This window comes from Nostoc sp. (genome assembly GCF_036917435.1).
GTDB lineage: Bacteria > Cyanobacteriota > Cyanobacteriia > Cyanobacteriales > Nostocaceae > Nostoc.
The window spans coordinates 1-21,390 of record NZ_JBALDM010000030.1 but is presented as its reverse complement, the minus strand read 5'-3'; the positions used below and the strand labels follow the sequence as shown (position 1 = coordinate 21,390).

Sequence of the window (21,390 nt, the reverse complement as noted above, 5' to 3'; positions counted from 1 at the left end):
AGGTGAAGTCATACATAAAAACTAATGCCTAGTATTAAGGAATATAAAGCAGCTATGAAGCTTAATTATGCATCTAGTTGTTAAAAACTTGATCTCAGAAATTTACCAAGTATGTATTTTGCACTTTTCCTTTAACTAAAAAATACTTTCAAGTAGCAATACTTACAGGCATTTATATAATAAAATGGCAACTCATATAGAAATTCCAGTTATTGGCAAAGTTAAGTATCCATTACGCTGGTTAGTTGGGGTAATAGCAGGGAGTGCTTTGGTTGTTGGCACACTCACAACGTACACCCTGATAAATCAAGGGACAAACAAAGATGATATTGCTCAATTAACAGTGCCAGTGTCAGCGCAAAACGTTACTTTGCGGATTACAGCTAGTGGCAAAGTTGTGCCAGTTCAGAGCGTAAATATTAGTCCCAAGAACCCTGGAGTGTTATCGCAATTATATGTACAACAAGGCGATCGCATTCAACAAGGGCAAATTCTCGCTCGCATGGATAGTGCCAGCGTTGAAGCCCAAAGGAGCCAGTACCGTGCTAACTTAGCCCAAAGTCAAGCACAACTAGCCCAAGCCCTTGCTGGTAGTCGTCCTCAAGAAATAGCTCAAGCAAAGGCGCGGTTAGCACAAGCTCAAGCCCAGCTAGCCGCAGCGAAAGCCGGTAATCGTCCCCAAGAGATTGCTCAATCTCAATCCCAAGTGGATGCGGCTCAAGCAAAGGTGAATTACACCGGGGAACAGGTAAAGCGTTACCAATACTTATATAAAGAGGGAGCAGAGAAAAAACAATTACTCGATCAAGCTATCAGCGAAGACAAAAGTGCCAGAGCCAGTTTAGAAGAAATTAAAAAACGATTGTCGTTAGTTCAAAGTGGCACTCGGATTGAGGAAATCGACCAACGTCAAGCGGCTGTGAATGAAGCACGAGCAGCATTGATACTGTTGCAAGATGGAACTCGAACTGAAGAAATTACCCAGCGTCAAGCGGCTGTTGCCATTGCTGAGGCTCAATTAAAGGGTGTGCAAGTGCAGTTAGATGAGACTATTATTCGCGCTCCTCTTTCGGGAATTGTGACGCAAAAATACGCCGATCCAGGTGCTTTTGTAACACCCACAACTTCTGCTTCTACGAGTGCATCGGCAACTTCTAGTTCAATTGTCGCCGTAGCACGCGGGTTAGAAATATTAGCTCAAGTTCCCGAAGCCGATATTGGCAGAATTAAACAGGGACAGCAGGTGGAAATTGTCGCTGATGCTTATCCCGATCGAGTTTTTAAAGGAAATGTGCGCCTGATTGCTCCTGAAGCAGTGGTAGAACAAGGTGTGACATCCTTCCAGGTGCGGGTTGCTCTTGATACTGGTACTGATAAACTGCGTTCTGGCTTAAATGTCGATCTGACTTTTTTAGGCGATCGCGTTAATAATGCTTTAGTCTTACCAACGGTATCAATCGTCACCGAAAAAGGCAAAACTGGTGTACTCATACCAGATGCAAAAAATAAACCCCAGTTCCGCGAAATCACAATCGGGGCGCAAATCAAAGATCAAACTCAGATTTTAGGGGGAGTGAAAGAAGGCGATCGCATTTTTGTTAATCCACCCAAAGACTACAAAATCGAGAAGGCGAAAGAAAAGAGTAATTCGTAATTATTAAGACATGAATTTTTTAGAAAGTGTCCAAATGGCGGGGAAAACTCTGCTGTCAAATAAATTGCGTAGTGCCCTAACAATGTTAGGTATCGTTATTGGTAACGCCTCAGTAATTGCAATGATTGGCATTGGTGAAGGTGGGCAAAAGTACGTTAATAAACAACTGGAGTCACTAGGGCCAAATGTGCTGTTTGTATTGCCAGGTAATCAGGAAACTGAGCGTATCTCCTTTGAAGTGCCCAAAACTCTGGTTTTACAAGATGCGGAAGCGATCGCTTCTCAAGTCCCAACAGTAGTAGGAGTTGCACCAGAATTAAACACCAGACAGGTAGTTACATACCGCAACAGAAACACTGATGTCAACATCATTGGCACAACTCCCAGCTTTCTATCGGTGCGCGATTTTGAAACTGATAAAGGCCGGTTTTTCTCTGAGGTAGACATCAAACGAAGTAACCAAGTCGTCGTGCTAGGTGCAGATTTGGCAGAAAAACTATTTGGTAATAGTAACCCGATCGGTCAGCAATTGCGAGTTGGAAATACCAGCTTTCAAGTGATTGGGACATTAATAGCCAAAGGTTCTAGTGTGGGAGCAGATTATGATAATGCTGCTTTAATACCAATCACAACCTCGGCAAACCGACTTGTGGGAAAGAATTCTCCCTATGGTATTTCTTTAGATTACATCGTTGCAGCCGCTCGTGATTCCGAGAGTGTGGATGCAGCAGAGTTTCAAATTACTAATTTGTTGCGCCTACGGCACAAAATTAATGGTGAAGATGATTTTACGCTTCGTTCTCAAAAGGATGCTTTGCAAACTGTCAGTCAAATTACAGGTGCATTGACAATTATGCTAGCAGCGATCGCTGGGATATCATTGTTTGTCGGCGGCATTGGAATTATGAATATTATGCTAGTCTCCGTCACCGAACGCACCCAAGAAATCGGATTGCGAAAAGCAATCGGTGCAACTGAGCAAGATATTTTGCTCCAGTTCATCATTGAAGCAGTGATAGTTTCCGCAGCTGGCGGATTAGTTGGGACTGCGGTTGGTATCAGTGGCATCCTATTAGTAGGAGCTTTGACTCCTTTAGAAGCGAGTCTTTCTCCTGTAGCGATTAGTATGGCAGTTGGTGTTTCTGGTGGTATTGGTTTATTCTTTGGTGTCGTTCCTGCACGTCGCGCTGCTAAACTTGACCCCATTGTAGCTTTGAGAAGTGCTTAGTGATAGCGATCGCTTAACCTTCTGTATTCGATTGACACAGCATACTTTTAAGATAATTGACTAAATGATTTTGACTGGAGAAATCCAACAGCGCCTCAGCTAAGGAGTCATATACAGCTGATTGCAACAGGCGTGAGGTACAGATCATCGTAGGGGCACAACATGTTGTGCCCCTACCCGTTTACTTCATTTACTCGCAATACGCTGTAAAAATAACTTAAACAATTAAGCAGGAATTCTAGGCTTAATTACATAGTTCGATGAAGAATTTTTTTCCAACCCTCCCCTTAACAAATAGCGCCACATTTTAATTTTTTACTCAGATCAATAGGAGTATTTGTACTTATTGACAAAAGTGCTTTTAGCTTAACTTTTGACCAATGAGTACCATCTAACTGCCAAAATTTGACAGTCCCATCTTTACTGATAGAGATAAGTATATTATTGGATAAAGAAGTAGTATTTATTACACGATTTTGATGTCCAAACGGGGTTTTCATCAGAGTCCCATTTTGCTGCCAAAGTTTAATAGTTCCGTCTTGGCTAGCCGAAGAAATTATTTTTCCATCGGGACTAAAACTAATACTTTTTACTTTATCTTTATGTCCTGAAAGGGTAGCGATCGCAGTTCCATTTTCATGCCATAATTTAATACCAGAAGCAATAATTTTACCGTCTGGGCTAAAAGTTAGATTCTTGACCATTGTTTGCCCACGATCAAATTGATTATACTCATAAATATTTACGAGAATATTCAGCAAGGCAGACAAAAGAGTTATTGTTTGATATTCTCCCAAAGAAGACTGATTTTTTACAATATGAGTTTGTGTTTTTAGCCAACCCAATTTAACTTTAAACCTCACTGGGACAAGTAATTGGAATTAATACGGTTATCGAAGATAAAGGAAGTAGTCAAGTAGAACTAGGATTAGGTTTATTGTCTACCTTTAATTCCCAAATGCTAATTACTATATTGATTAGATATCTCCGAAAAAGAATCTCAAACCCTTATCCTGTCTAGGTGAAAACCTAATTTCTGGAGATATCTATTGGCCTTTGTCTACGAGATATTAGCCATTTTTATTTATAATCGTGGACTCCTAGCAATTTAACTTATCACCGAAGTACTTTGTTTTCAGCTTCACTTTGGTAGTAGAATAACGATGTTAAGTTTTATGTTTCATCATTAAAGACATAAAACCTCAAAAATAAAAGCTGTTAATTTCCCAAGCTTCTGCAATAGCTTAAAACTGGAAACTGGTAAAGAGAGGATTTGACACAATGGCATTTGTACAGGCCCCACTACCCTTCGATATTAATGCTTTAGAGCCTTATGGCATGAAAGCTGAAACTTTCGAGTATCACTACGGTAAGCATCACAAAGCTTATGTAGACAACCTCAACAAGCTGACTGAAGGTACAGAACTTGCTGATAAGTCTCTGGAAGAAGTAATCAAAACTTCCTTCCAAGACTCCTCTAAGGCGGGAATCTTCAACAACGCTGCTCAAGTTTGGAACCACACCTTTTTCTGGAATTCCTTGAAACCAAATGGTGGTGGCGCACCCACCGGCGATCTCGCAGCCAAGATTGATAAAGATTTTGGTAGCTTCGACAAATTCAAAGAAGAGTTTTCTAATGCGGCTACAACTCAATTCGGCAGTGGCTGGTCTTGGCTGATTGATGATGGTGGTACGCTGAAGGTGATCAAAACACCAAATGCAGAAAACCCTCTAGCTCATGGTAAAAAGGCACTCCTAACCTTGGATGTTTGGGAACACGCTTACTACATTGACTACAAAAATGCCCGTCCAGCGTTCATCAAGAATTTCCTAGATAACTTAGTTAACTGGGACTTTGCTGCTGAAAACTTGGCTCAAGCTTAATCCAATACGCTTGGGTTAAGGATAACCGTAGGTTGGGTTGAACATTCGTGTTACCCAAGCTTATTGAAGCTTAATCAACTAGGAGTTTTAAAATAATTATCAGTTATTAGTAATAACTGATAATTATTTTTTTTAATCCTAACTAAAAAACTGTTTATTAGAACTGGTTGTGACAATAAATTTTACTAAATATATAAATTAAAAATAATTAGTTAATAGTAAATACTCTCAGCAGCGATCATTAGCATCATCGCTGTTTTTTATTGGCTAGGCATATAGAGCAGAGGCTTTCTGGACAGAATATAAAGTTATAGTGAGCTACTTAATAAAGAATTGGTAAAAAAGAATTTATTGAAGCCTAAAAATTTGATAATCAACGATGTGTCATGAAATACAAAAAAATCCGAGTAGTAGGTGGAGCAATAATGCTTTAACCCTTGACAACGAATAACAATGCTGATGTGAACACATGAGAAAAATGCAAATTGGCACCACATTTGTGGTTGCTGTCTTAGCCAGACTTACTGATCTGGCATCAAGGTTGTCAAGGAGAATGAAAAGTGGTGTGGCGATCGCAGCACTAGTTGCGATCGCAGTGCTAGCAGGACACACCGTATCGGCACAGATAACGCCACCCTCTCAGCCACTAGCTTCGCTAAAAACCGTGCCGATACCGGGGCCAGACTATACAGGCTATGTCAAAGATAAGAGCAAAGCGATCGCTCTAGGAAAGGCTCTTTTCTGGGATATGCAGATTGGCAGCGATGGTAGGACATCGTGTGCTACTTGTCATTTCAAAGCCGGAGTAGACAGCAGAATTAAAAACCAGCTGAATCCAGGGATTTTGCGTGTGGATGCAAGTGGTAATCCGAATCCTGATAATACTTTCAGTCTCGGAGGGCCAAACTACACGCTGAAGCCGACAGATTTTCCATTCCACAAACTGGCAGATGTAAACAACCGTAACTCTGCTGTTATTTCTGACATCAACGATATCGCCTCTTCTGAAGGAGTCTTCAACACCAAGTTCTTGAGTATCACTTCTGGTAATCCTCAAGACAATGTGACTCAACTCAACGATCCAGTCTTCAACGTGGGAGGTGTCAAAACCCGTCGGGTCGAGCCACGCAACACACCAACCACGGTCAATGCGGTGTACAATTTCCGCAACTTCTGGGATGGACGAGCTCAGAACTACTTCAATGGGGTTAATCCGTTTGGCAAAAGAGATCCCAACGCTAAACTTTACAAAGTACCAATTCCTCTATTTCCACCACAAGAAGTCAGCATTCAGCTTAAGAATTCATCTCTAGCTTCTCAAGCAGTCGGGCCACCACTTAGCTCCTTTGAGATGTCTGCTGATGGCCGCACGTTTGATGATGTCGGTAACAAAGCGGTTGGTGGAACACCAAGCCTATTAGGTGGCATCATAGATATCTTCAAAAGCCTTCCCACAGGCTTAAAGCTTCCGAGAGATATGGGTCAAAAATTACTTTCCCCTAATCTGAAAGCACTCGGACAACAGAACGTCGCTGTTGACGACAGTGTTTTGGGTATTTATAGATCGTTTGATGGAAAAGGTCTGAATCAGAGCTATAAACAGCTAATTCAGGCTGCCTTCGATCCACAGTGGTGGAATTCCACATGGTCAATTCAGGTTGATAAAAATAACGGTAGTCGGCAACCCGTCCTCTTGGGTTTGGGAAGTATTCTCGATTCAAACAAGAAGACATACACCTTGATGGAGTACAACTTTTCGCTTTTCTTTGGGCTAGCGATTCAACTGTACGAGTCCACACTAGTATCTGACAATGCGCCTATAGATCAGTACTTTGATGGCAACCAAAACGCCTTAACTCCTGAGCAAGTGAGGGGTAAACAGCTTTTCGAGGGAGCTGCCAAATGCATCAACTGTCACGGTGGGGCAGAATTCACCAACGCTTCCGTGAAAAACGTTCAGGATCAACGACTCGAATACATGATAATGGGGGATGGACAACAAGCCGTCTATGACAACGGCTTTTACAACATTGGTGTCAGACCCACTACAGACGACTTAGGTGTGGGTGGTAAAGACCCCTTTGGTAATCCGCTTTCGGAGTCACGAGTAGCTCAACTAGGGAAATTCCAGCAGCTTCTCGGCACAACACCCAATATCACAGTCAGCCCCAACCAGAGAATAGCCGCAGATGGAGCCTTCAAGGTGCCCACACTTCGCAACGTAGAACTAACCGCCCCGTACTTTCACAATGGTGGGAAGTTAACCCTCAAGCAAGTGGTTGAGTTTTACAATCGTGGTGGTGACTTTCATGAGCAGAACATTGCCAATCTAGATGCGGATATCGAGAACCTTAAACTGAGCGATCAGGATAAAGATGACCTAGTAGCTTTTCTGAAAGCACTCACTGACGAGCGAGTTCGTTATGAGAAAGCGCCCTTCGACCATCCGCAGCTGTTTGTTCATAATGGACATCCAGGAAATGAAACCTCCGTTACCAATGATGGCACCGGAAAAGCTACAGATGAGCTTCTTGAGATCCCATCTGTTGGTCGTAATGGTCGCAGCACTCCGCCTTCCAACTTACTTCCGACTCCGTAGCAAAGGTAACTTGCATTCCGATGATGGTCTGGTCAACACTCTCTTAGTTGACAATTACTTTGCCTGATGACTTTTTCTTGCTCTAAAGTGCCTCCTTGACCCTCAATTAAGGGACTGACAAAAAATAATCCATATTGTGGGATGTTTTTTATTTGTCAGTCCCCAATTGCAAGCCACCAAATCTGAGATTTTGCACAGTGACTTAAACTCTTGCTCGTTTGAGTCGCAGTAGTTGTTGGTGAGGGCAGGATAAATCCTGTTTCCTTGTATCTTAAAAGTAGTAAGATTAAAATCAAAATATATGGATAGCAAAGAGCTAGCGCAATATATTGAGGCAACTAATAGCATCACCAAACCTTGGCTATTGGTACAACTGCGCCTCAAGAAATTGCAAGAGCGTCGAGTCACCCTTGCAAACGATGTCTACACCAAAGAATTAGAAGATATTCACAAAGACTTGATGAATTTGGGGGAATGGTGGCGCGGTATTGAAGATGAGGTATTTTAAAGTTAGGAGTTAGGAGTTAGGAGTTAGGAGTTAGGAGTTATAGCGGTTCCCATTCAGATGCAGTACAACATTACATCACGAAACCCAGGGCCATAGTACTGCCCATAGGTATCAACTTAAACTCAAACCCTTTTCAAACCTAGTTTACAGCCTCTTGCTGGAAATACTGCTATTGGCGGCAGAGCCTCACATTAGACATTCCCAGTCGGAGACTGGGAACGAGATAACGAGACAATCTCTAAAAGCTGCTTATAGACTGGCTTTCACGTTAAGTTGACACCAATGGGCACTGCCGTGCCCCTACGGATGTACCTCACGTAAACGAGAACCGCACCTATATGAGTTTTCCAAACTCCTAACTCCTAACTCCTAACTCCTAACTTAAAACGCAACCTGATGGCTCAAGCTCTCGATCAAGTCGATTACGATACTCTCGATGCCGCAAAAAGACGCTTCATCGATGCTGCAAAACGCACACTTACCTTTGCAAGCGCCTATGGTACTGTCCCCTCATCGGGTCTTGGAGCAAGTGCTAACGCTTTCAGCTTCAACCTCGCTCCATTTATTCAAGTGGGCGCTCCAGAACTTTCTCTAACACTTGTCCCCGAAGGACTAGGAACCGCAGACGATACCCGCCCTGATGACCTTTCCGAAGAAGAACTTCGGCGATTCTGGTGGAACATCGGTATCAAGATCATCTCATGTCTGACAAACGATGCGGCAACATCAGGGATGCAGACTCTACTTCTTGGTCTTTATCTACCATCAAGTACTCCTGAAACGATTTTTACTCCCGCTTTTCTTGATGGCTTTCTGGATGGAGTAGTTGAGGGTTGCAAACGAGTGGGGTGTGTCTATCTCTCAGGGGAAACTCCTCAACTAAAAACTAAGATGATTCCAGGTCGGCTCGACATTGCTGGTTCGGTTTTTGGTGTTATGCCGCCTGGTGTCGCTCCCATTGATAGCTCACGTTTGGATGCCGGAAATATTATTGTTCTTGTTGAGAGTTCTGGCCCCCATGAAAACGGCTTTACTCCACTGCGAAAGCTTGCTGAGTCTCTTCCTGATGGGTATAGAACAAAACTTCCGAGTGGGCAGGAGTTTTGGGAAGCGATGAATGCTGCGTCGTATCTCTACACGCCCCTTGTACAGGCGCTGCTTGCCGAGGGAATTCGCCCTACCGCGATGGAGAATATCACCGGTCATGGTTGGCAGAAGCTGATGCGGTCTGTGAAGCCGCTCCGGTATGTTATCGAAAGGATGCTCCCAGTGCCGGAGATATTTACGTTTGTTGAGGGTCATCTAGAGGGCGGCGCAGAGACGATGCTTTCTGTGTTCAATTACGGAGCCGGGTTTGCATTTTATACAGAGTCGGAGCAGGATGCAGAAAGGATTGTCATTCTCGCAAGAGAACATCAGCTAACGGCTATGATTGCAGGAAGGGTTGAAGCGTCCCTTAGCCGTGAGGTAGTGGTAGAACCGCTTGGGGTGACGTTGAAGGGAGATTCTTTTGGGATTGCTCGAGGAGTATAATCAGCCGCAAGCGTAGGCATAGCCCATCGTAGACATCGCTAGTTTTCTTACAACTATTGTAAAGTTACTCATGCGATGCCTGCGGCGGATTACGCTTACGCTAAAGTCATTACTAGATTAAATAAAATTAGTGTAATTATCTAGATAATTGCTTTTTTTGATACACAATACATCTTTAGTCTTAAGCTGATTAAAGACAATTAATCTCCTAATTCTTTGAAAATTAGCCATTTAGTAAAAATATTATAGGCGTACTTATAAAATTTAATATGCAATATTTTTTACTACTTACATTTAAAGTAGTGCAAATTACCCATGACTACTGAGGTTAAGATTTGCTAACGTAGTCTTAACATATTGAAAAATTTTCTGAGAAAGCTGAGAAAGTAGCCACCAATACTAATTTACAGTGTTGGAAATTTCTCATCTGTAAATGGGGCGTTTTAGTGTGTTAAAAGTATATATTTTTATTCAGAGGGGGTTATGGCTGTAAATTTGGCCCGGACTACTGCTTCGGCAGAACTTTTGAAGCAAGTATTCCAGAACATTGATGCATATAGTTGCCCAAGGTTATTCAACTTTCACATGCACACTATCTACTCGGATGGCAGGTTGCAGCCAAGTGCATTGATGGAGCAGGCGATCGCAATTGGACTAAAAGGGTTAGCGATCACTGACCATCATGGTATTATCGGCTATCAAGCAGCCCTTGCTTGGTTAGAAGATTGGAAGTGGAGTAATTCTGGTGCAACAACTCCTTACCTGTGGAGTGGCGTGGAAATCAATGCCAACCTTCTGGATACAGAAGTTCACATTTTGGCTTATGCTTTTGCTCCAGAACACCCTAGTATGAAACCCTATCTGCAAAGAAGGCCGACTACAGGCCAAGAATATCAGGCAAGTAACGTGATTGCCGCTATTCATGCAGCTGGGGGATTAGCTGTTCTGGCTCATCCAGCCCGTTATAAGCGATCGCATTTTGAGCTAATTCCAGCTGCATCCCAAAAAGGGATCGATGGTGTGGAAACTTTTTACGCCTACAATAACCCTAAGCCTTGGCAACCCAGCATATTGGAATCAGAACAAGTGCAAAAGTTGGCTGATGAATACTTTCTTCTCAATACCTGTGGTACTGACAGCCACGGTTTGAGCTTGCTACAACGCTTGTAAAGATGAATCAATTTTTTTAAATCTCCTGGTTCAATCTGCCAGGAGGTTATCTTTTTTTTCGAGATGTCTAATAATCAATTTGTTTTATTAGAGTTAACTTCAACAGATTAAGAAGCTATTTTGATTGTCTCTTTGGCAACTTTTTCCTTACGTTCACTATAGCGGTCTGTGAGATAATCAACTTTGTCACGCAATAGTAAAGTAAATTTGTAAAGTTCTTCCATTACATCGACAACGCGATCGCGGTAGGGCGAATCTTTCATTGTGCCGTCTTCGTTAAACTCTTGATATGCTTTAGCCACTGAGGATTGATTGGGGATGGTGAACATCCGCATCCAGCGCCCAAGAATTCTTAATGTGTTGACGGCATTGAAAGACTGAGATCCACCACTTACTTGCATGACAGCTAAGGTTCTGCCTTGAGTTGGGCGAACGGCTCCGATAGTAAGCGGAATCCAGTCGATCTGATTTTTCATAATGCCAGAAATCTGACCGTGCAGTTCTGGGCTAGACCATACCTGTCCTTCCGACCATACGCTTAATTCGCGCAACTCCTGCACCTTTGGGTGGGTGTCAGGTACGCTACCGTAGATTGGTAATTCGCGTGGATCGAAAAACTTCACCTCTGCGCCAAATTCTTCAATGATGCGTGCTGCTTCTTCTGCTAAAAGGTGACTATAGGAACGTTCACGCAGGGAGCCATACAAAAACAAAATTCTGGGGGGATGATCAAATGTCGTCATGGTAATTGCTTAGGGATTTCCAAGAAATTTCGTCGCTTCTCACTGGTTCGTTAGAGAGACGCGATAAATTGCCGTATCTACAGGAAATTTATCCATCAATTATTTATGGACAGATTAGTAGTAGGATTTGATTTACAGAATTTTTCAGATATTTAGGCCACAACTGAGATCGGGATTTGTGTAGTGAAATTACTTGAAAAGCGCTTTAACGTTACAATCTCGATCAGGCAGGTATAAAATCTTTATTTACAGCCTCAATTAGTTGAGTCACCCGTTCTTTGATCTCATCGCGGACTCTAGGAAAAATTTCCGGTTGTTCTGCTGGATCGTCTAACTGCCAGTCTTCAAATACTTCCCGTGTAACCCACTCTGGCGGTAAATTTACGCCACAGCCACACAAAGAAATTACTACATCAAAGTCTTGTGCTTTGAAATCACTTAGGGGTTTGGAGTGTTGATCGGTAATGTCGATACCAATTTCTTTCATAGTGGCGATCGCTTCTGGTCTGACCTGACTTGCTTCTAATCCTGAACTAATCACTTCAATCTTTCCTTGACCAAGAGTTTTGGCAAAACCTTCTGCCATTTGGGAACGAGCAGAATTCTTTTTACAGACAAACATTACACGTTTCATAGTTCAACTCCTCAGAGTAATTTGACTAAATTTATTCTAAAATTCGTTGGGTTGTATCAAGAGTATATTCCTATCATTTCAAAAAAAGTTGATTTATCAATACGTATCTATCTAAAAATAAACAAAACATTATAAAAAAAATTGATGAATTTTTAAGTTTCGCAGGGGGGACGAATAGCTAATATTGGGCTAAAGCGGCGGAATTCTGCTAAATACTGCTCTAAAGCAACAAATTGGGTCAGATTGAGACTGTAATAAATCCAGCGTCCTTCTTGACGAGCGCGAACTAAACCAGCTTCTTTCAGGGTTTTGAGGTGAAAAGATAGTTTAGACTGAGTGGTTCCCAGGTGGTCGCACAGGTCACATACACATAGTTCTTGAGAGCGCAGAAGTTCTAAGACCTGAATTCGTAGGGGATCAGACAGGGCATGAAAGCCAGCAGCGATCGCATCAGGAGTGAAGGTGCTATTTAAAGGCATCAATTTTTTTTGAAGTATTTCTTTATGGTAAAGTCGAAATCATAGGTTAAACCATACATTCACCAAAACAGCCTAATCAATACGGCGATTTAGTGGGTTGAGGATGTCACAATTTTATAGTCGATTTTTGGTTGGGATCACAATCATTGAGAAATAGGGTACTTTATCTGGATCAACTTCATCCAGGGGTATGATGCGTTGCTGTGATGTTGATGCCCGCTCAATATATCTTGCCCGTGATGCTAGCCCTAATTTATGCAGGATATCTCGTACTTTGGTAAAGTGACGACCTAGCTTCATAATTGCTGCTGCATCAGTCATCAGTAGATGTGTAGTCAGTTCTTCTGGTGGCAATGGTGCAGGTAGTACGGTAAGAATATCAGTGTAGTAGGTGAAAGGCACACCCAAGGCTACCGGACAAGCCATCAGCGAAGAAACTCCAGGGACAACTTCTGTTTCATACTGGTCAGATAATCGTGTGAACAAGTACATGAAGGAACCATAGAAAAATGGATCTCCCTCACATAGCACCACGACATCTCGACCTGCTGCTAAATGTTCGGCGATTGGTTCAATTTCCCGATCATAAATAGACTTGGCCTTTTCCGGCTCCAAAGCGCGGGGAAGGTGAAATAATACCTCGATTTGATTGCCAGGAAGATATTGCGCCACGATCGCTCTAGCGAAACTTTGTTTATCTGTGGCTGATTGATAAGCTACCACAGGAGCGGCACGTAATAGCCGTAGCGCTTTCAGAGTCAATAGTTCTGGATCGCCGGGGCCGACACCAATTCCATAAAGACGACCTTTGGTTTTCATATTCATTCTTCCTCGGTTGCTAGGGCATTAACTGCTGCTGCTGCGATCGCACTTCCACCGCGCCGACCATGTAATGTTAAAAATGGTACATCCCTGCTATCTGCTGCCAATGCTGCTTTTGATTCGGCTGCACCGACAAATCCAACTGGAAAGCCTAAGATAATCGCAGGCTTCTTAACTCCTTCATCGAGCATTTCTAAGAGTCTAAATAGTGCTGTGGGTGCATTACCAATTGCGATTACTGATCCTTCCAGATGCGATCGCCATAGTTCCAATGCTGCCGCCGACCTTGTAGTACCCAAACCTTGGGCAATGTCTGGAACTTCCGGCTCGTTGAGGGTACAGATAACTTGATTGTTTGCAGATAACCGTCGCCTGGTAATGCCATCGGCAACCATTCTGCAATCGCATAGAATTGTAGCTCCTCCTGCTAGTGCTGCCCTTGCGGATTGCACTGCTGTTGGTGAATATCCCAAGTCAGTAACAATATCCGTCATCCCACAGGCATGAATGAGACGCACGGCAACTTTTGCTACATCCGGGGGTAGCCCATCTAGGTTTGCTTCTGACCGGATAATTGCAAAAGAATTACGGTAAATTTCGTTGGCATCTCGGATGTAGTCGGGCATTCAATTTGGGATTTGGGATTTTAAATTTTGGATTGACCGATGAAAATCGAAAAGCTCAGATTGCTGACTTCTCTAAAAAGTTGGGAATCTTATTGTTCACAAATGATTTAGGAATAATGTTAAATAACTGTTGTAATTTAGCGATCGATGTACGATCGCTAAATTCTCTAAAGGATTCATTCAGATTTAAGCGTTGAATTTTATATACATCTAGCATCCGCTCTATTAATGCAGGTAGTTCAGTAAAATTCACATATTGATATATTTCCCGTCGGAATTTCTGCTTGCTGTCACCAACATAAACGTGATATCCCTCCACACTTCCACTGTCAGTCTCAATGTTGACACCAAGTAGAGTAATGTCACTCTTGCTATGCTGGGCGCAGGATTTTTCGCAGCCAGTGAAGTGGATATTAACAGGACAATCTAGAGTAACGCGAGTTTCAAGATACTCTGCTAATGCCAAGGCATGACTTTTAGTGTCCGTAGCAGAAGAGACACAACCCCTGTTTCCAGAACAGGCAACTAATGCACTTTTTATGTTAATTGCAGAAGAATCTAATCCCAAAAAAGCAATTTCACTTTCAACATCACCAACCCATTGCTGAGGAATATCTGTTAGCAGCAAATTTTGCCAGGGGGTTAACCGAAGAGTACCGCTACCATATTTTGCTGCTAAATCTGCCAAACCCTTCATCTGTCTACTCTCCAATCGTCCTAAAGGTAAGACGACACCAATGTAAAATAACCCTTGCTGACGTTGGGGATGGATGCCAATATGCTGATATTTCTTATCTGATCGCTCACCCAACCCCTCTCCTACAAGGAGATGTGAGAATTCGTCCCCCTTACCTTGCAGGGAAGGAGTCCGGGGAGTTAGGTTTTTTCCTGTTTCACTGGATAAAAGAGAAAAAGGTAAATGCTGCTGAACTTCTTGGAGATAATTATCACAACCCAAAGTATTCAATAACTCTAAGAGACGTAGCCGAGGCTTATTTCTAGTATTAGTATGAGCTAGATAGACCTCTGTTAAAGCTGCCAAGATGGGTAAACATTGCTCTGGTGTTAATAAAATTCCCGTATCGCTAGGCGGTTGGCCCTTTGCGCCGAGACTGAGATAGAGGCGAAAGTAAACATCAGCATTGACTAAGACAGCAGCAAATAGGATATCATTCAAGCGATCGCACACCCGAATTATTCCACCACCATCAAAGCAAACGCTAAATTTTGCCGACAGTCCCGAAAGCGTTGGATGTGCAGCAATATAATTATCCCAACTTTGGACAAAAGGGCGAGTGTCGATTAATTCTTGCGAGTCGATACCAGCAGTTGGGCTGGTCATAATATTACGGATATGGTCTACAAAAGAATTGTGAGAACCTAATCCCATATCCTGTAAATGCTTCAAAACTTTAGCATTTATTCCCGTGCTGATTTCACGAACTTGCAGGTTAGCTCGATTAGTCACATCCACATAACCGCCACCATGCTGGTCTGCTATATCTGCGATCGCACAGCATTGCTGACTACTAATAATTCCACCTGGTATTCTAATGCGAGATAATATACCATCGGCGGCGGGTGTAGCGTAAAATAAGCCAGGACAAGTGGCAAATCCAGAAAGCAAACTTAGAACTCCTTCCCCGTGCAACGCAGGGAGTAGATGGTGAGTGTGTCTTGAAGACATCTTGATTGAGAGTTGGCATTCTGACTTGGGTGATCCCATCACAGCTGCGGCACAGTCCCGGAATTTCACCGGAGTTTCCCAACTCCAATCTTTAACAATTTAGCACGAGAAGGTAGTCAGAAAATTTAATTGACAACTTTATTCTGCTATAAATTACTTCTGAGATATCACTGCTCGTAAGCTGTAACTAGCGGATTCTCCTGCATCAAAAGTGTTAGCTAACAGATAATAGACACCATCTTCTGGTAGAGTTACAGTTAATTCGATCATTAAAACCCTTGGGGGAAATATGGTCATTTTCTGCTACTAATCGTTCTTTAGGATGGTAAGTGAATAATGAACTCACCCACCACCCTTTGAAACTAAAAAGCTAACAGTGAATAGCGGTAATCACCACTGAGATAAACGCTGCTGGTAATAGTCAACAATTTGTGCTGTGACTTCAGATACATCCAAACCATCGGTTTGAACTTCGATCGCATCTACTGCTTTTTGCAAAGGTGAAACTTTGCGTGTACTATCTTTCCAGTCACGTTCGGCGATATCCCGTTCTAGCTGCTCTAGATTGATTTCGGATTGACCTTGTTTGTTAAAGTCTTCCTGGCGGCGACGGGCGCGTTCACTTACAGAAGCGGTTAAAAAGATTTTCACTTCGGCATCGGGGAACACGTGAGTACCAATGTCTCGCCCTTCAGCGACTAAACCACCTTTTTTACCCCAGCTTTGCTGTTGTTTAACCAGTGCCTGACGGACAGCGCTTTGGGCTGCGATCGCAGATACAAGAGATGTTACCTCAACAGTGCGAATTACCTGGGTAACATCAGTACCATTAATCCAAACCCGCACCGATGATTGTAAATCCTGATTAGGAGTAAGTTCAATTTTACACAGGTTAGTTAATTCCGCGATCGCACACTCATCATCAATAGCAATCCCTTTTTCCAATACTAACCAAGTGACAGCACGGTACATTGCTCCAGTATCTAAATAGACTAAACCCAAATTTGCTGCCACTTGCCGCGCCACTGTAGATTTTCCAGCACCGGCTGGGCCATCAATGGCGATAATGGGTTGGCGATCGCGCAATATGATATTGTCAATCAAACGTGTAGAATTAAGACAAGCTGCGATCGCCAACATTCCTTCCTCCTCAACTTTTTCTAAAGACATCAACGTAGTCGGTTCAACTAATTCAATATATTCCACTAAAATTGTGCTGACCATTGCCACTTCTTGCTGTACCACTGCTATCAACTTGTTGCTATTGCGATCGCCTGCAATGAAAGCAGCTTCAGCCCGTTGCAAGCCGCGATATAATACAGCCGCTTGCTCTTTTGCCGTTGCAGTCAAATATTGATTACGAGAACTGAACGCAAGACCCGAAACTTCTCGCACTATTGGACAACCAACAATTTCTACTGGCAAATTTAAGTCAGCTACTAAGCGTTTAATAATTGCCAGTTGCTGACCATCCTTTTGACCAAAGTAGGCACGGTCAGGCTGTACCAAGTTGAAAAGCTTGGCAACAATCGTAGCGACACCTTGAAAGTGACCCAGCCGAGAACGACCACACAAGCCTGTCATCATAGCAGATGGTGGTATAACTTGTGTAACCTTTGATTCTTGTATACTCTTCTGGGGAACTGCCATCTCTTCAGGACTCGGTGCAAAAATGGCATCTACCCCAGCTTGTTTGCAAAGTTGTTGGTCTTGCTCTAAAGTGCGGGGGTAGCGTTGATAATCCTCGTTGGGAGCAAATTGCAGGGGATTGACAAAAATACTCACAATCACCGTAGAATTTTCTTGCCGCGCCCGTTGAATCAAGCTTAAATGACCTTGATGCAAATTCCCCATCGTTGGCACTAGACCGACTGCCGTTTGATACCAGCCAGTCATCTCATCTAGTCTTAAATCCTCAGTAACCGCTTTTTCTGAGCAGTGTTTAGTTAAATAGCAGCGTAAAGCTGCGACTGTTGTCAGCAGGCGCACAAAAATACCCCTAGTTCTTATCGATCCCTCCCCCGTTAGTTTATATCTGAAATAGAGGGAAGAGTTCATTGAACTAGGGGTATTTTTGTGATAATGAACTGGGAATTGAGGATTGGGAATTGGGCTTCTACTGGCTTATCTCGCTTTGCTGCTCTTGCTCCCACTAATTTATCCTAATTTACGAGCGCCTACTCTGCCTATATGAGCTTTACCCCTCATCAATTCGCCAACAGTATCATTCCATTCGCCCAGGTATGACTGGTTTCAAATCTTTGAGCAACGGAAAACCTAACTTCTCCCTTTGTTCAACATATAAATGAGCAACCTTCCTAGCCAAATGCCGAATCCTGCCAATATATCGAGTTCTCTCCGTCACCGAAATTACACCTCTAGCATCCAGCAAATTGAACGTGTGCGAACACTTCATTACATAATCCAAACTGGGTAACACCAAACCCTTCTCCGTTAACTGAGTAGCTTCCTGCTCATACAAATTAAACAGCGTCAGCAATAATTCAGGATTAGACGCTTCAAAATTGTATGTACTCTGCTCAATCTCATTTTGCAGAAAAATATCACCATAAGTAATATTGTCCGTCCAATGAATCTTAGTAATTGCTTCCACTTGCTGGAGATACATTGTCAGCCGCTCTAAACCATAAGTAATCTCAATCGACACAGGGCGGCAATCAATTCCTCCACACTGCTGGAAGTAAGTAAATTGAGTAATTTCCATTCCATTAAACTCAACGAGATTGTCGCCAACCCCGTTGGTCTTCAAAACCGTGCATGAACGTTTCCCTTCACACGGCTCCTCAGTAACTTGGTGCTTGTCATGCATACCTCATTACCCATTTATCCTCAACTTTTTCAAGTATTTTGGTGGGCTTAGGCTCGGCACTATTACAGCCGGATTTTGCGCCGGAACTCCCATCATTGGCAGTTTTTGTGTCGTGGCAATGTCTGTGCATAAGTTGCAAATTATCCGATAAATCCTTACTACCTTTCGATGTTGGAATTTTATCGTCAACTTCTAGCACATCGTTTTCACTGAAAAATAAATCGCAGTGGGTGCATTTTCCTTTTTGCTTTTTCAGGAGTTTGGACACCTTACTAGGCGTTTCAGGGTTTTTACCCATTCTTGAACTCCAGTAAACCAAGTTATCGTCGTATGGAGACGATTCGCCTTTGACTTTCACATGCCGCACTATTGGAGTGTCGGTATGTTTAAGTAACCGAAGTGGGGTTGAGCCAGACTTCTTGGTTGCGAATACCCAGTTATTGCTGCCAATGCGATGCCAATATTTACTTGACACCCATTCCCCGTTCTTGTTGGGGTGGCGGCGTTTTGCCCAAGCTCTTAGCTTTTGGTACGTGAGGTCATCGATATCTGAGTAAGCTACCTTACTTACCACAGTTGCGTAGTAGTTAACCCATCCCTTAATGATTGGATTTAAATGACTGATTAGCGCCGCTTGCGGTGCTGCATTATGGTCTACGATAACCCTAGCAATTTGTTCGTAATGTACCTTTTGCTTCTGTTTGCTTGGCGTGATGATTGTTTTAAAACCCTGCTTCGAGTGATATTTTCCTACGGGGAATTGTTGTATCGAAAAGCCAAGGAAATCAAACCCTGGTTTTTCTTGCTCATACTTGTTAAGGGTGTGAGTAATTCTCGTTTTGCTAGGTTTTAATTCCAAACCCATGCCTTGTAACCATTCAGAGATAATCTCTTTACATCTTTGGACTACGGTTATGTTTTCGTGGAGAATCACAAAATCATCGGCATAGCGAATTAAACTTAAGTTGCTACTATTCTCCGTTTTCTCGTAACCGATTTTACGAGGGAGCGTTTCAGCGTATTGTTTAATCCGTTCTTCCATACCATGTAGGGCAATATTTGCCAATAGTGGGGAAATTACCCCTCCTTGTGGCATACCCGTCGCGCGAGTACGCGCGCCCGCTTCGCTAACAGATGTTGGGAACAACTGCTTGTTATCCATCACTCCCACTTTTAGCCAATCTCGAACTTTTCGTCGAATGGTGGGGAATGTATTTAATTTTTTGAGCAGTGTTTCCTGGTTGATGCAGTCAAAACATTTGGCAATATCGGCATCTAGCACGAATTTTGGTTTCCGACAGATTGCTTTAAATATTGCCTCTACTGCATCTTGGCATGAGCGTCCTGGTCTGAACCCGTATGAGTTGGGTTCAAATCGCGCTTCCCATTCTGGCTCTAATGCCAGTTTGACAAGTGCTTGCAAGGCTCGGTCTTTCATTGTAAGTATGCCCAAAGGTCGCTTCTCTTCCGTTCCCGGCTTAGGAATCCATACCTGCCTAGTTGAGCTAACCTTTGAACTCAGGTTCAAGTTTCCAGTAAGTTCTAGACGAAGATTCGGAGTCAACGACTTAACGCCATCTATGCCTGCCGTCTTTTTCCCTTGGTTATCCTGGGTAACTCTACGAACCGCTAAAGCTCTTGCTGACCAAGACTTCATCAGCGTCTTTTGGAGTCTGCGATATGCTTTTACATCACCACGGGCAGAGGCTTGATAAATTCTCTTTTGGAGCTTATACACGCTACGCTCTAGCTTACGCCAGTTAATAGAGTGCCATTCCACCATCAGTTGTTGAGACTGTGTATTAGACATATATACTCACTACTTGAAACTTTATCATCCAAATCACCGTAAGTCTGTCTGCATATTCTGGGCATTACCCCAGACATTCGCTTCTGACTTAATCTCTCCTACTCGCTGCATACGATTAGCACCTACTCAGGGATTCGACCACCTGAGAGCATACGAGTGGTTACTTCGTTCCGAATGACCATACTATGTACCTTTAGAGTGATGCTGTTCGCCGGGTTTTGTGGAAGTGCTTGTTGGTCAATTAGATACTTGCCAACTCCAATATCCTTTGCCTTTTGGCTCCAGCGCATTAAGCCTTATTTCGCTGGTTAGTACTAACGACGATTCAAACGCATCTTTAAGCCGAGGCTTTACTCATGGGTACTTTGCTCGATGCTTACCGACTTAGGCTGTCAGTATTAACACCTTTTCACCCCGCTTCAGGCTTTGATGGCTAGTCTCGAACCTGGGGGCGATGCTTTCACCGTTGCACCTACGGGGTAGGAATTGAGTGTTCTAGGATATTTTCTCTCACCTACATGGTCATTCAGTTGTCAAGGTTTTTACCTTGCGGCTAATCCTCTAAATCCTTATGGGATTTGGTTTCTAGCCAACGAATCGCACATCTAACCATACTTCCCATCCAGTGCCCCAAGCTCCCACCGTCGCATCTTCCCAGTTATCCTCTACAAACCGAATATCGTGATCTTCAGGACGAACACCTAAAGCCCTTAGCGAATCAAGATAAATCTCCTGGATATTATCTGGCGAAGGCTTAATCAGAACTTGGTACTGATAATAGTGTTGGAAACGGTTAGGATTTTCACCGTACCGCCCATCCGTCGGGCGACGACACGGTTCAACATAAGCAACAGCCCACGGTTCAGGTCCTAATGCTCTTAAAAATGTCTGGGGATTCTTAGTACCTGCCCCCTTCTCAATATCGTAAGGCTGGGCAATAAGACAACCGCGATCGCCCCAAAACTGATGCAATAAAGCTATAACGGATTGAAAATTCACGTTTCCCCCTTTCTTACTCAACACAGTGCATAAACAATTGTTGCCTAGAACCCTGGATTGTGGGGAGTTAGAGGGGGACAAAAAAGTATTCCAAAATAATTTTGGAAAAATAGTTGACATGAGGAGATGTGTTCGGTATATTGAATAAGTGCCTGAAGCGAAGCGTTGAAAAGCGACGCTTTAA

Annotated in this window: 16 protein-coding genes, 2 pseudogenes and 1 riboswitch; of the genes and pseudogenes, 7 read left to right on the top strand and 11 right to left on the bottom strand. The window is 43.1% G+C overall.

The window, feature by feature from the left end; translation table 11 throughout:
• The first annotated feature begins 184 nt into the window (after positions 1–184).
• Complete coding sequence (locus V7K98_RS12190; RefSeq protein ID WP_335022048.1) at positions 185–1,654, top strand: efflux RND transporter periplasmic adaptor subunit; 1,470 nt, start codon at positions 185–187, stop codon at positions 1,652–1,654.
• A 10-nt stretch (positions 1,655–1,664) separates the two neighbouring features.
• On the top strand, positions 1,665–2,882 hold the full coding sequence (locus V7K98_RS12185; protein WP_335022046.1) for an ABC transporter permease: 1,218 nt from the start codon (positions 1,665–1,667) through the stop codon (positions 2,880–2,882).
• 287 nt (positions 2,883–3,169) lie between these two features.
• Here V7K98_RS12185 and V7K98_RS12180 read toward each other — a convergent pair whose 3' ends face one another.
• Positions 3,170–3,745, bottom strand: coding sequence for a WD40 repeat domain-containing protein (locus V7K98_RS12180; RefSeq protein ID WP_335022044.1), 576 nt, complete (start codon positions 3,743–3,745; stop codon positions 3,170–3,172).
• Between the two features lie 418 nt (positions 3,746–4,163).
• On the opposite strand from V7K98_RS12180, the gene V7K98_RS12175 reads away from it, so the two are divergent.
• The 5 genes from V7K98_RS12175 (at position 4,164) to V7K98_RS12155 (ending at position 10,576) form a co-directional block, all read left to right on the top strand.
• Positions 4,164–4,766: a superoxide dismutase gene (locus V7K98_RS12175; protein ID WP_335022042.1), complete on the top strand. Its 603-nt coding sequence runs from the start codon at positions 4,164–4,166 to the stop codon at positions 4,764–4,766.
• 478 nt (positions 4,767–5,244) lie between these two features.
• Complete coding sequence (locus V7K98_RS12170) at positions 5,245–7,365, top strand: cytochrome-c peroxidase (RefSeq protein WP_335022040.1); 2,121 nt, start codon at positions 5,245–5,247, stop codon at positions 7,363–7,365.
• Positions 7,366–7,666: 301 nt separating this feature from the next.
• The gene (locus tag V7K98_RS12165) at positions 7,667–7,873 is read left to right on the top strand and encodes a hypothetical protein (protein WP_335022038.1); all 207 of its coding nucleotides are present in this window, start codon (positions 7,667–7,669) and stop codon (positions 7,871–7,873) included.
• A gap of 396 nt (positions 7,874–8,269) precedes the next feature.
• Positions 8,270–9,406 (top strand): AIR synthase related protein, encoded by a 1,137-nt coding sequence (locus V7K98_RS12160; protein ID WP_335022036.1) that lies wholly within the window; start codon positions 8,270–8,272, stop codon positions 9,404–9,406.
• Positions 9,407–9,889: 483 nt separating this feature from the next.
• Positions 9,890–10,576, top strand: a complete 687-nt coding sequence (locus V7K98_RS12155) for a PHP domain-containing protein (RefSeq protein ID WP_335022034.1) — start codon at positions 9,890–9,892, stop codon at positions 10,574–10,576.
• Between the two features lie 107 nt (positions 10,577–10,683).
• Here the strand turns inward: V7K98_RS12155 and arsH are convergent, their stop codons facing one another.
• The 10 genes and pseudogenes from arsH to V7K98_RS12105 all read right to left on the bottom strand — a co-directional run.
• Positions 10,684–11,319 (bottom strand): arsenical resistance protein ArsH, encoded by a 636-nt coding sequence (gene arsH / locus V7K98_RS12150; RefSeq protein ID WP_335022032.1) that lies wholly within the window; start codon positions 11,317–11,319, stop codon positions 10,684–10,686.
• Between the two features lie 223 nt (positions 11,320–11,542).
• A complete protein-coding gene (arsC, locus tag V7K98_RS12145; protein WP_335022030.1) occupies positions 11,543–11,953 on the bottom strand; it encodes an arsenate reductase, glutathione/glutaredoxin type in 411 nt (136 codons plus the stop codon).
• A gap of 152 nt (positions 11,954–12,105) precedes the next feature.
• Positions 12,106–12,432, bottom strand: coding sequence for an ArsR/SmtB family transcription factor (locus tag V7K98_RS12140; protein ID WP_335022028.1), 327 nt, complete (start codon positions 12,430–12,432; stop codon positions 12,106–12,108).
• A 114-nt stretch (positions 12,433–12,546) separates the two neighbouring features.
• The gene (locus tag V7K98_RS12135) at positions 12,547–13,251 is read right to left on the bottom strand and encodes a precorrin-2 C(20)-methyltransferase (protein WP_335022026.1); all 705 of its coding nucleotides are present in this window, start codon (positions 13,249–13,251) and stop codon (positions 12,547–12,549) included.
• A 2-nt stretch (positions 13,252–13,253) separates the two neighbouring features.
• Complete coding sequence (locus V7K98_RS12130) at positions 13,254–13,880, bottom strand: precorrin-8X methylmutase (protein WP_335022024.1); 627 nt, start codon at positions 13,878–13,880, stop codon at positions 13,254–13,256.
• Positions 13,881–13,935: 55 nt separating this feature from the next.
• Entirely contained in the window at positions 13,936–15,567 is a 1,632-nt protein-coding gene (gene cobG / locus V7K98_RS12125) for a precorrin-3B synthase (protein WP_335022022.1), read from the bottom strand.
• Positions 15,568–15,572: 5 nt separating this feature from the next.
• Positions 15,573–15,665: riboswitch (adenosylcobalamin-variant (AdoCbl-variant) riboswitch) on the bottom strand.
• A 292-nt stretch (positions 15,666–15,957) separates the two neighbouring features.
• A complete protein-coding gene (locus V7K98_RS12120; protein ID WP_335022020.1) occupies positions 15,958–17,556 on the bottom strand; it encodes a bifunctional pantoate--beta-alanine ligase/(d)CMP kinase in 1,599 nt (532 codons plus the stop codon).
• Between the two features lie 235 nt (positions 17,557–17,791).
• Positions 17,792–18,307: pseudogene (locus V7K98_RS12115) on the bottom strand (glycine--tRNA ligase subunit alpha); the annotation flags it as partial.
• Between the two features lie 82 nt (positions 18,308–18,389).
• The gene (gene ltrA, locus V7K98_RS12110; RefSeq protein ID WP_335022016.1) at positions 18,390–20,207 is read right to left on the bottom strand and encodes a group II intron reverse transcriptase/maturase; all 1,818 of its coding nucleotides are present in this window, start codon (positions 20,205–20,207) and stop codon (positions 18,390–18,392) included.
• A gap of 603 nt (positions 20,208–20,810) precedes the next feature.
• Positions 20,811–21,206 (bottom strand): annotated as a pseudogene (locus V7K98_RS12105) (glycine--tRNA ligase subunit alpha); the annotation flags it as partial.
• Positions 21,207–21,390 lie beyond the last annotated feature (184 nt).

What these genes read in the sequence shown, in the direction of transcription:
- V7K98_RS12135 (WP_335022026.1), bottom strand. Translation starts at nt 13,251, where the DNA reads ATGAAAACCAAAGGTCGTCTTTATGGAATTGGTGTCGGCCCCGGCGAT.
- V7K98_RS12190 (WP_335022048.1), top strand. Translation starts at nt 185, where the DNA reads ATGGCAACTCATATAGAAATTCCAGTTATTGGCAAAGTTAAGTATCCA.
- V7K98_RS12185 (WP_335022046.1), top strand. Translation starts at nt 1,665, where the DNA reads ATGAATTTTTTAGAAAGTGTCCAAATGGCGGGGAAAACTCTGCTGTCA.
- V7K98_RS12160 (WP_335022036.1), top strand. Translation starts at nt 8,270, where the DNA reads ATGGCTCAAGCTCTCGATCAAGTCGATTACGATACTCTCGATGCCGCA.
- arsC (WP_335022030.1), bottom strand. Translation starts at nt 11,953, where the DNA reads ATGAAACGTGTAATGTTTGTCTGTAAAAAGAATTCTGCTCGTTCCCAA.
- arsH (WP_335022032.1), bottom strand. Translation starts at nt 11,319, where the DNA reads ATGACGACATTTGATCATCCCCCCAGAATTTTGTTTTTGTATGGCTCC.
- V7K98_RS12165 (WP_335022038.1), top strand. Translation starts at nt 7,667, where the DNA reads ATGGATAGCAAAGAGCTAGCGCAATATATTGAGGCAACTAATAGCATC.
- V7K98_RS12155 (WP_335022034.1), top strand. Translation starts at nt 9,890, where the DNA reads ATGGCTGTAAATTTGGCCCGGACTACTGCTTCGGCAGAACTTTTGAAG.
- cobG (WP_335022022.1), bottom strand. Translation starts at nt 15,567, where the DNA reads ATGTCTTCAAGACACACTCACCATCTACTCCCTGCGTTGCACGGGGAA.
- ltrA (WP_335022016.1), bottom strand. Translation starts at nt 20,207, where the DNA reads ATGTCTAATACACAGTCTCAACAACTGATGGTGGAATGGCACTCTATT.
- V7K98_RS12140 (WP_335022028.1), bottom strand. Translation starts at nt 12,432, where the DNA reads ATGCCTTTAAATAGCACCTTCACTCCTGATGCGATCGCTGCTGGCTTT.
- V7K98_RS12130 (WP_335022024.1), bottom strand. Translation starts at nt 13,880, where the DNA reads ATGCCCGACTACATCCGAGATGCCAACGAAATTTACCGTAATTCTTTT.
- V7K98_RS12175 (WP_335022042.1), top strand. Translation starts at nt 4,164, where the DNA reads ATGGCATTTGTACAGGCCCCACTACCCTTCGATATTAATGCTTTAGAG.
- V7K98_RS12170 (WP_335022040.1), top strand. Translation starts at nt 5,245, where the DNA reads ATGCAAATTGGCACCACATTTGTGGTTGCTGTCTTAGCCAGACTTACT.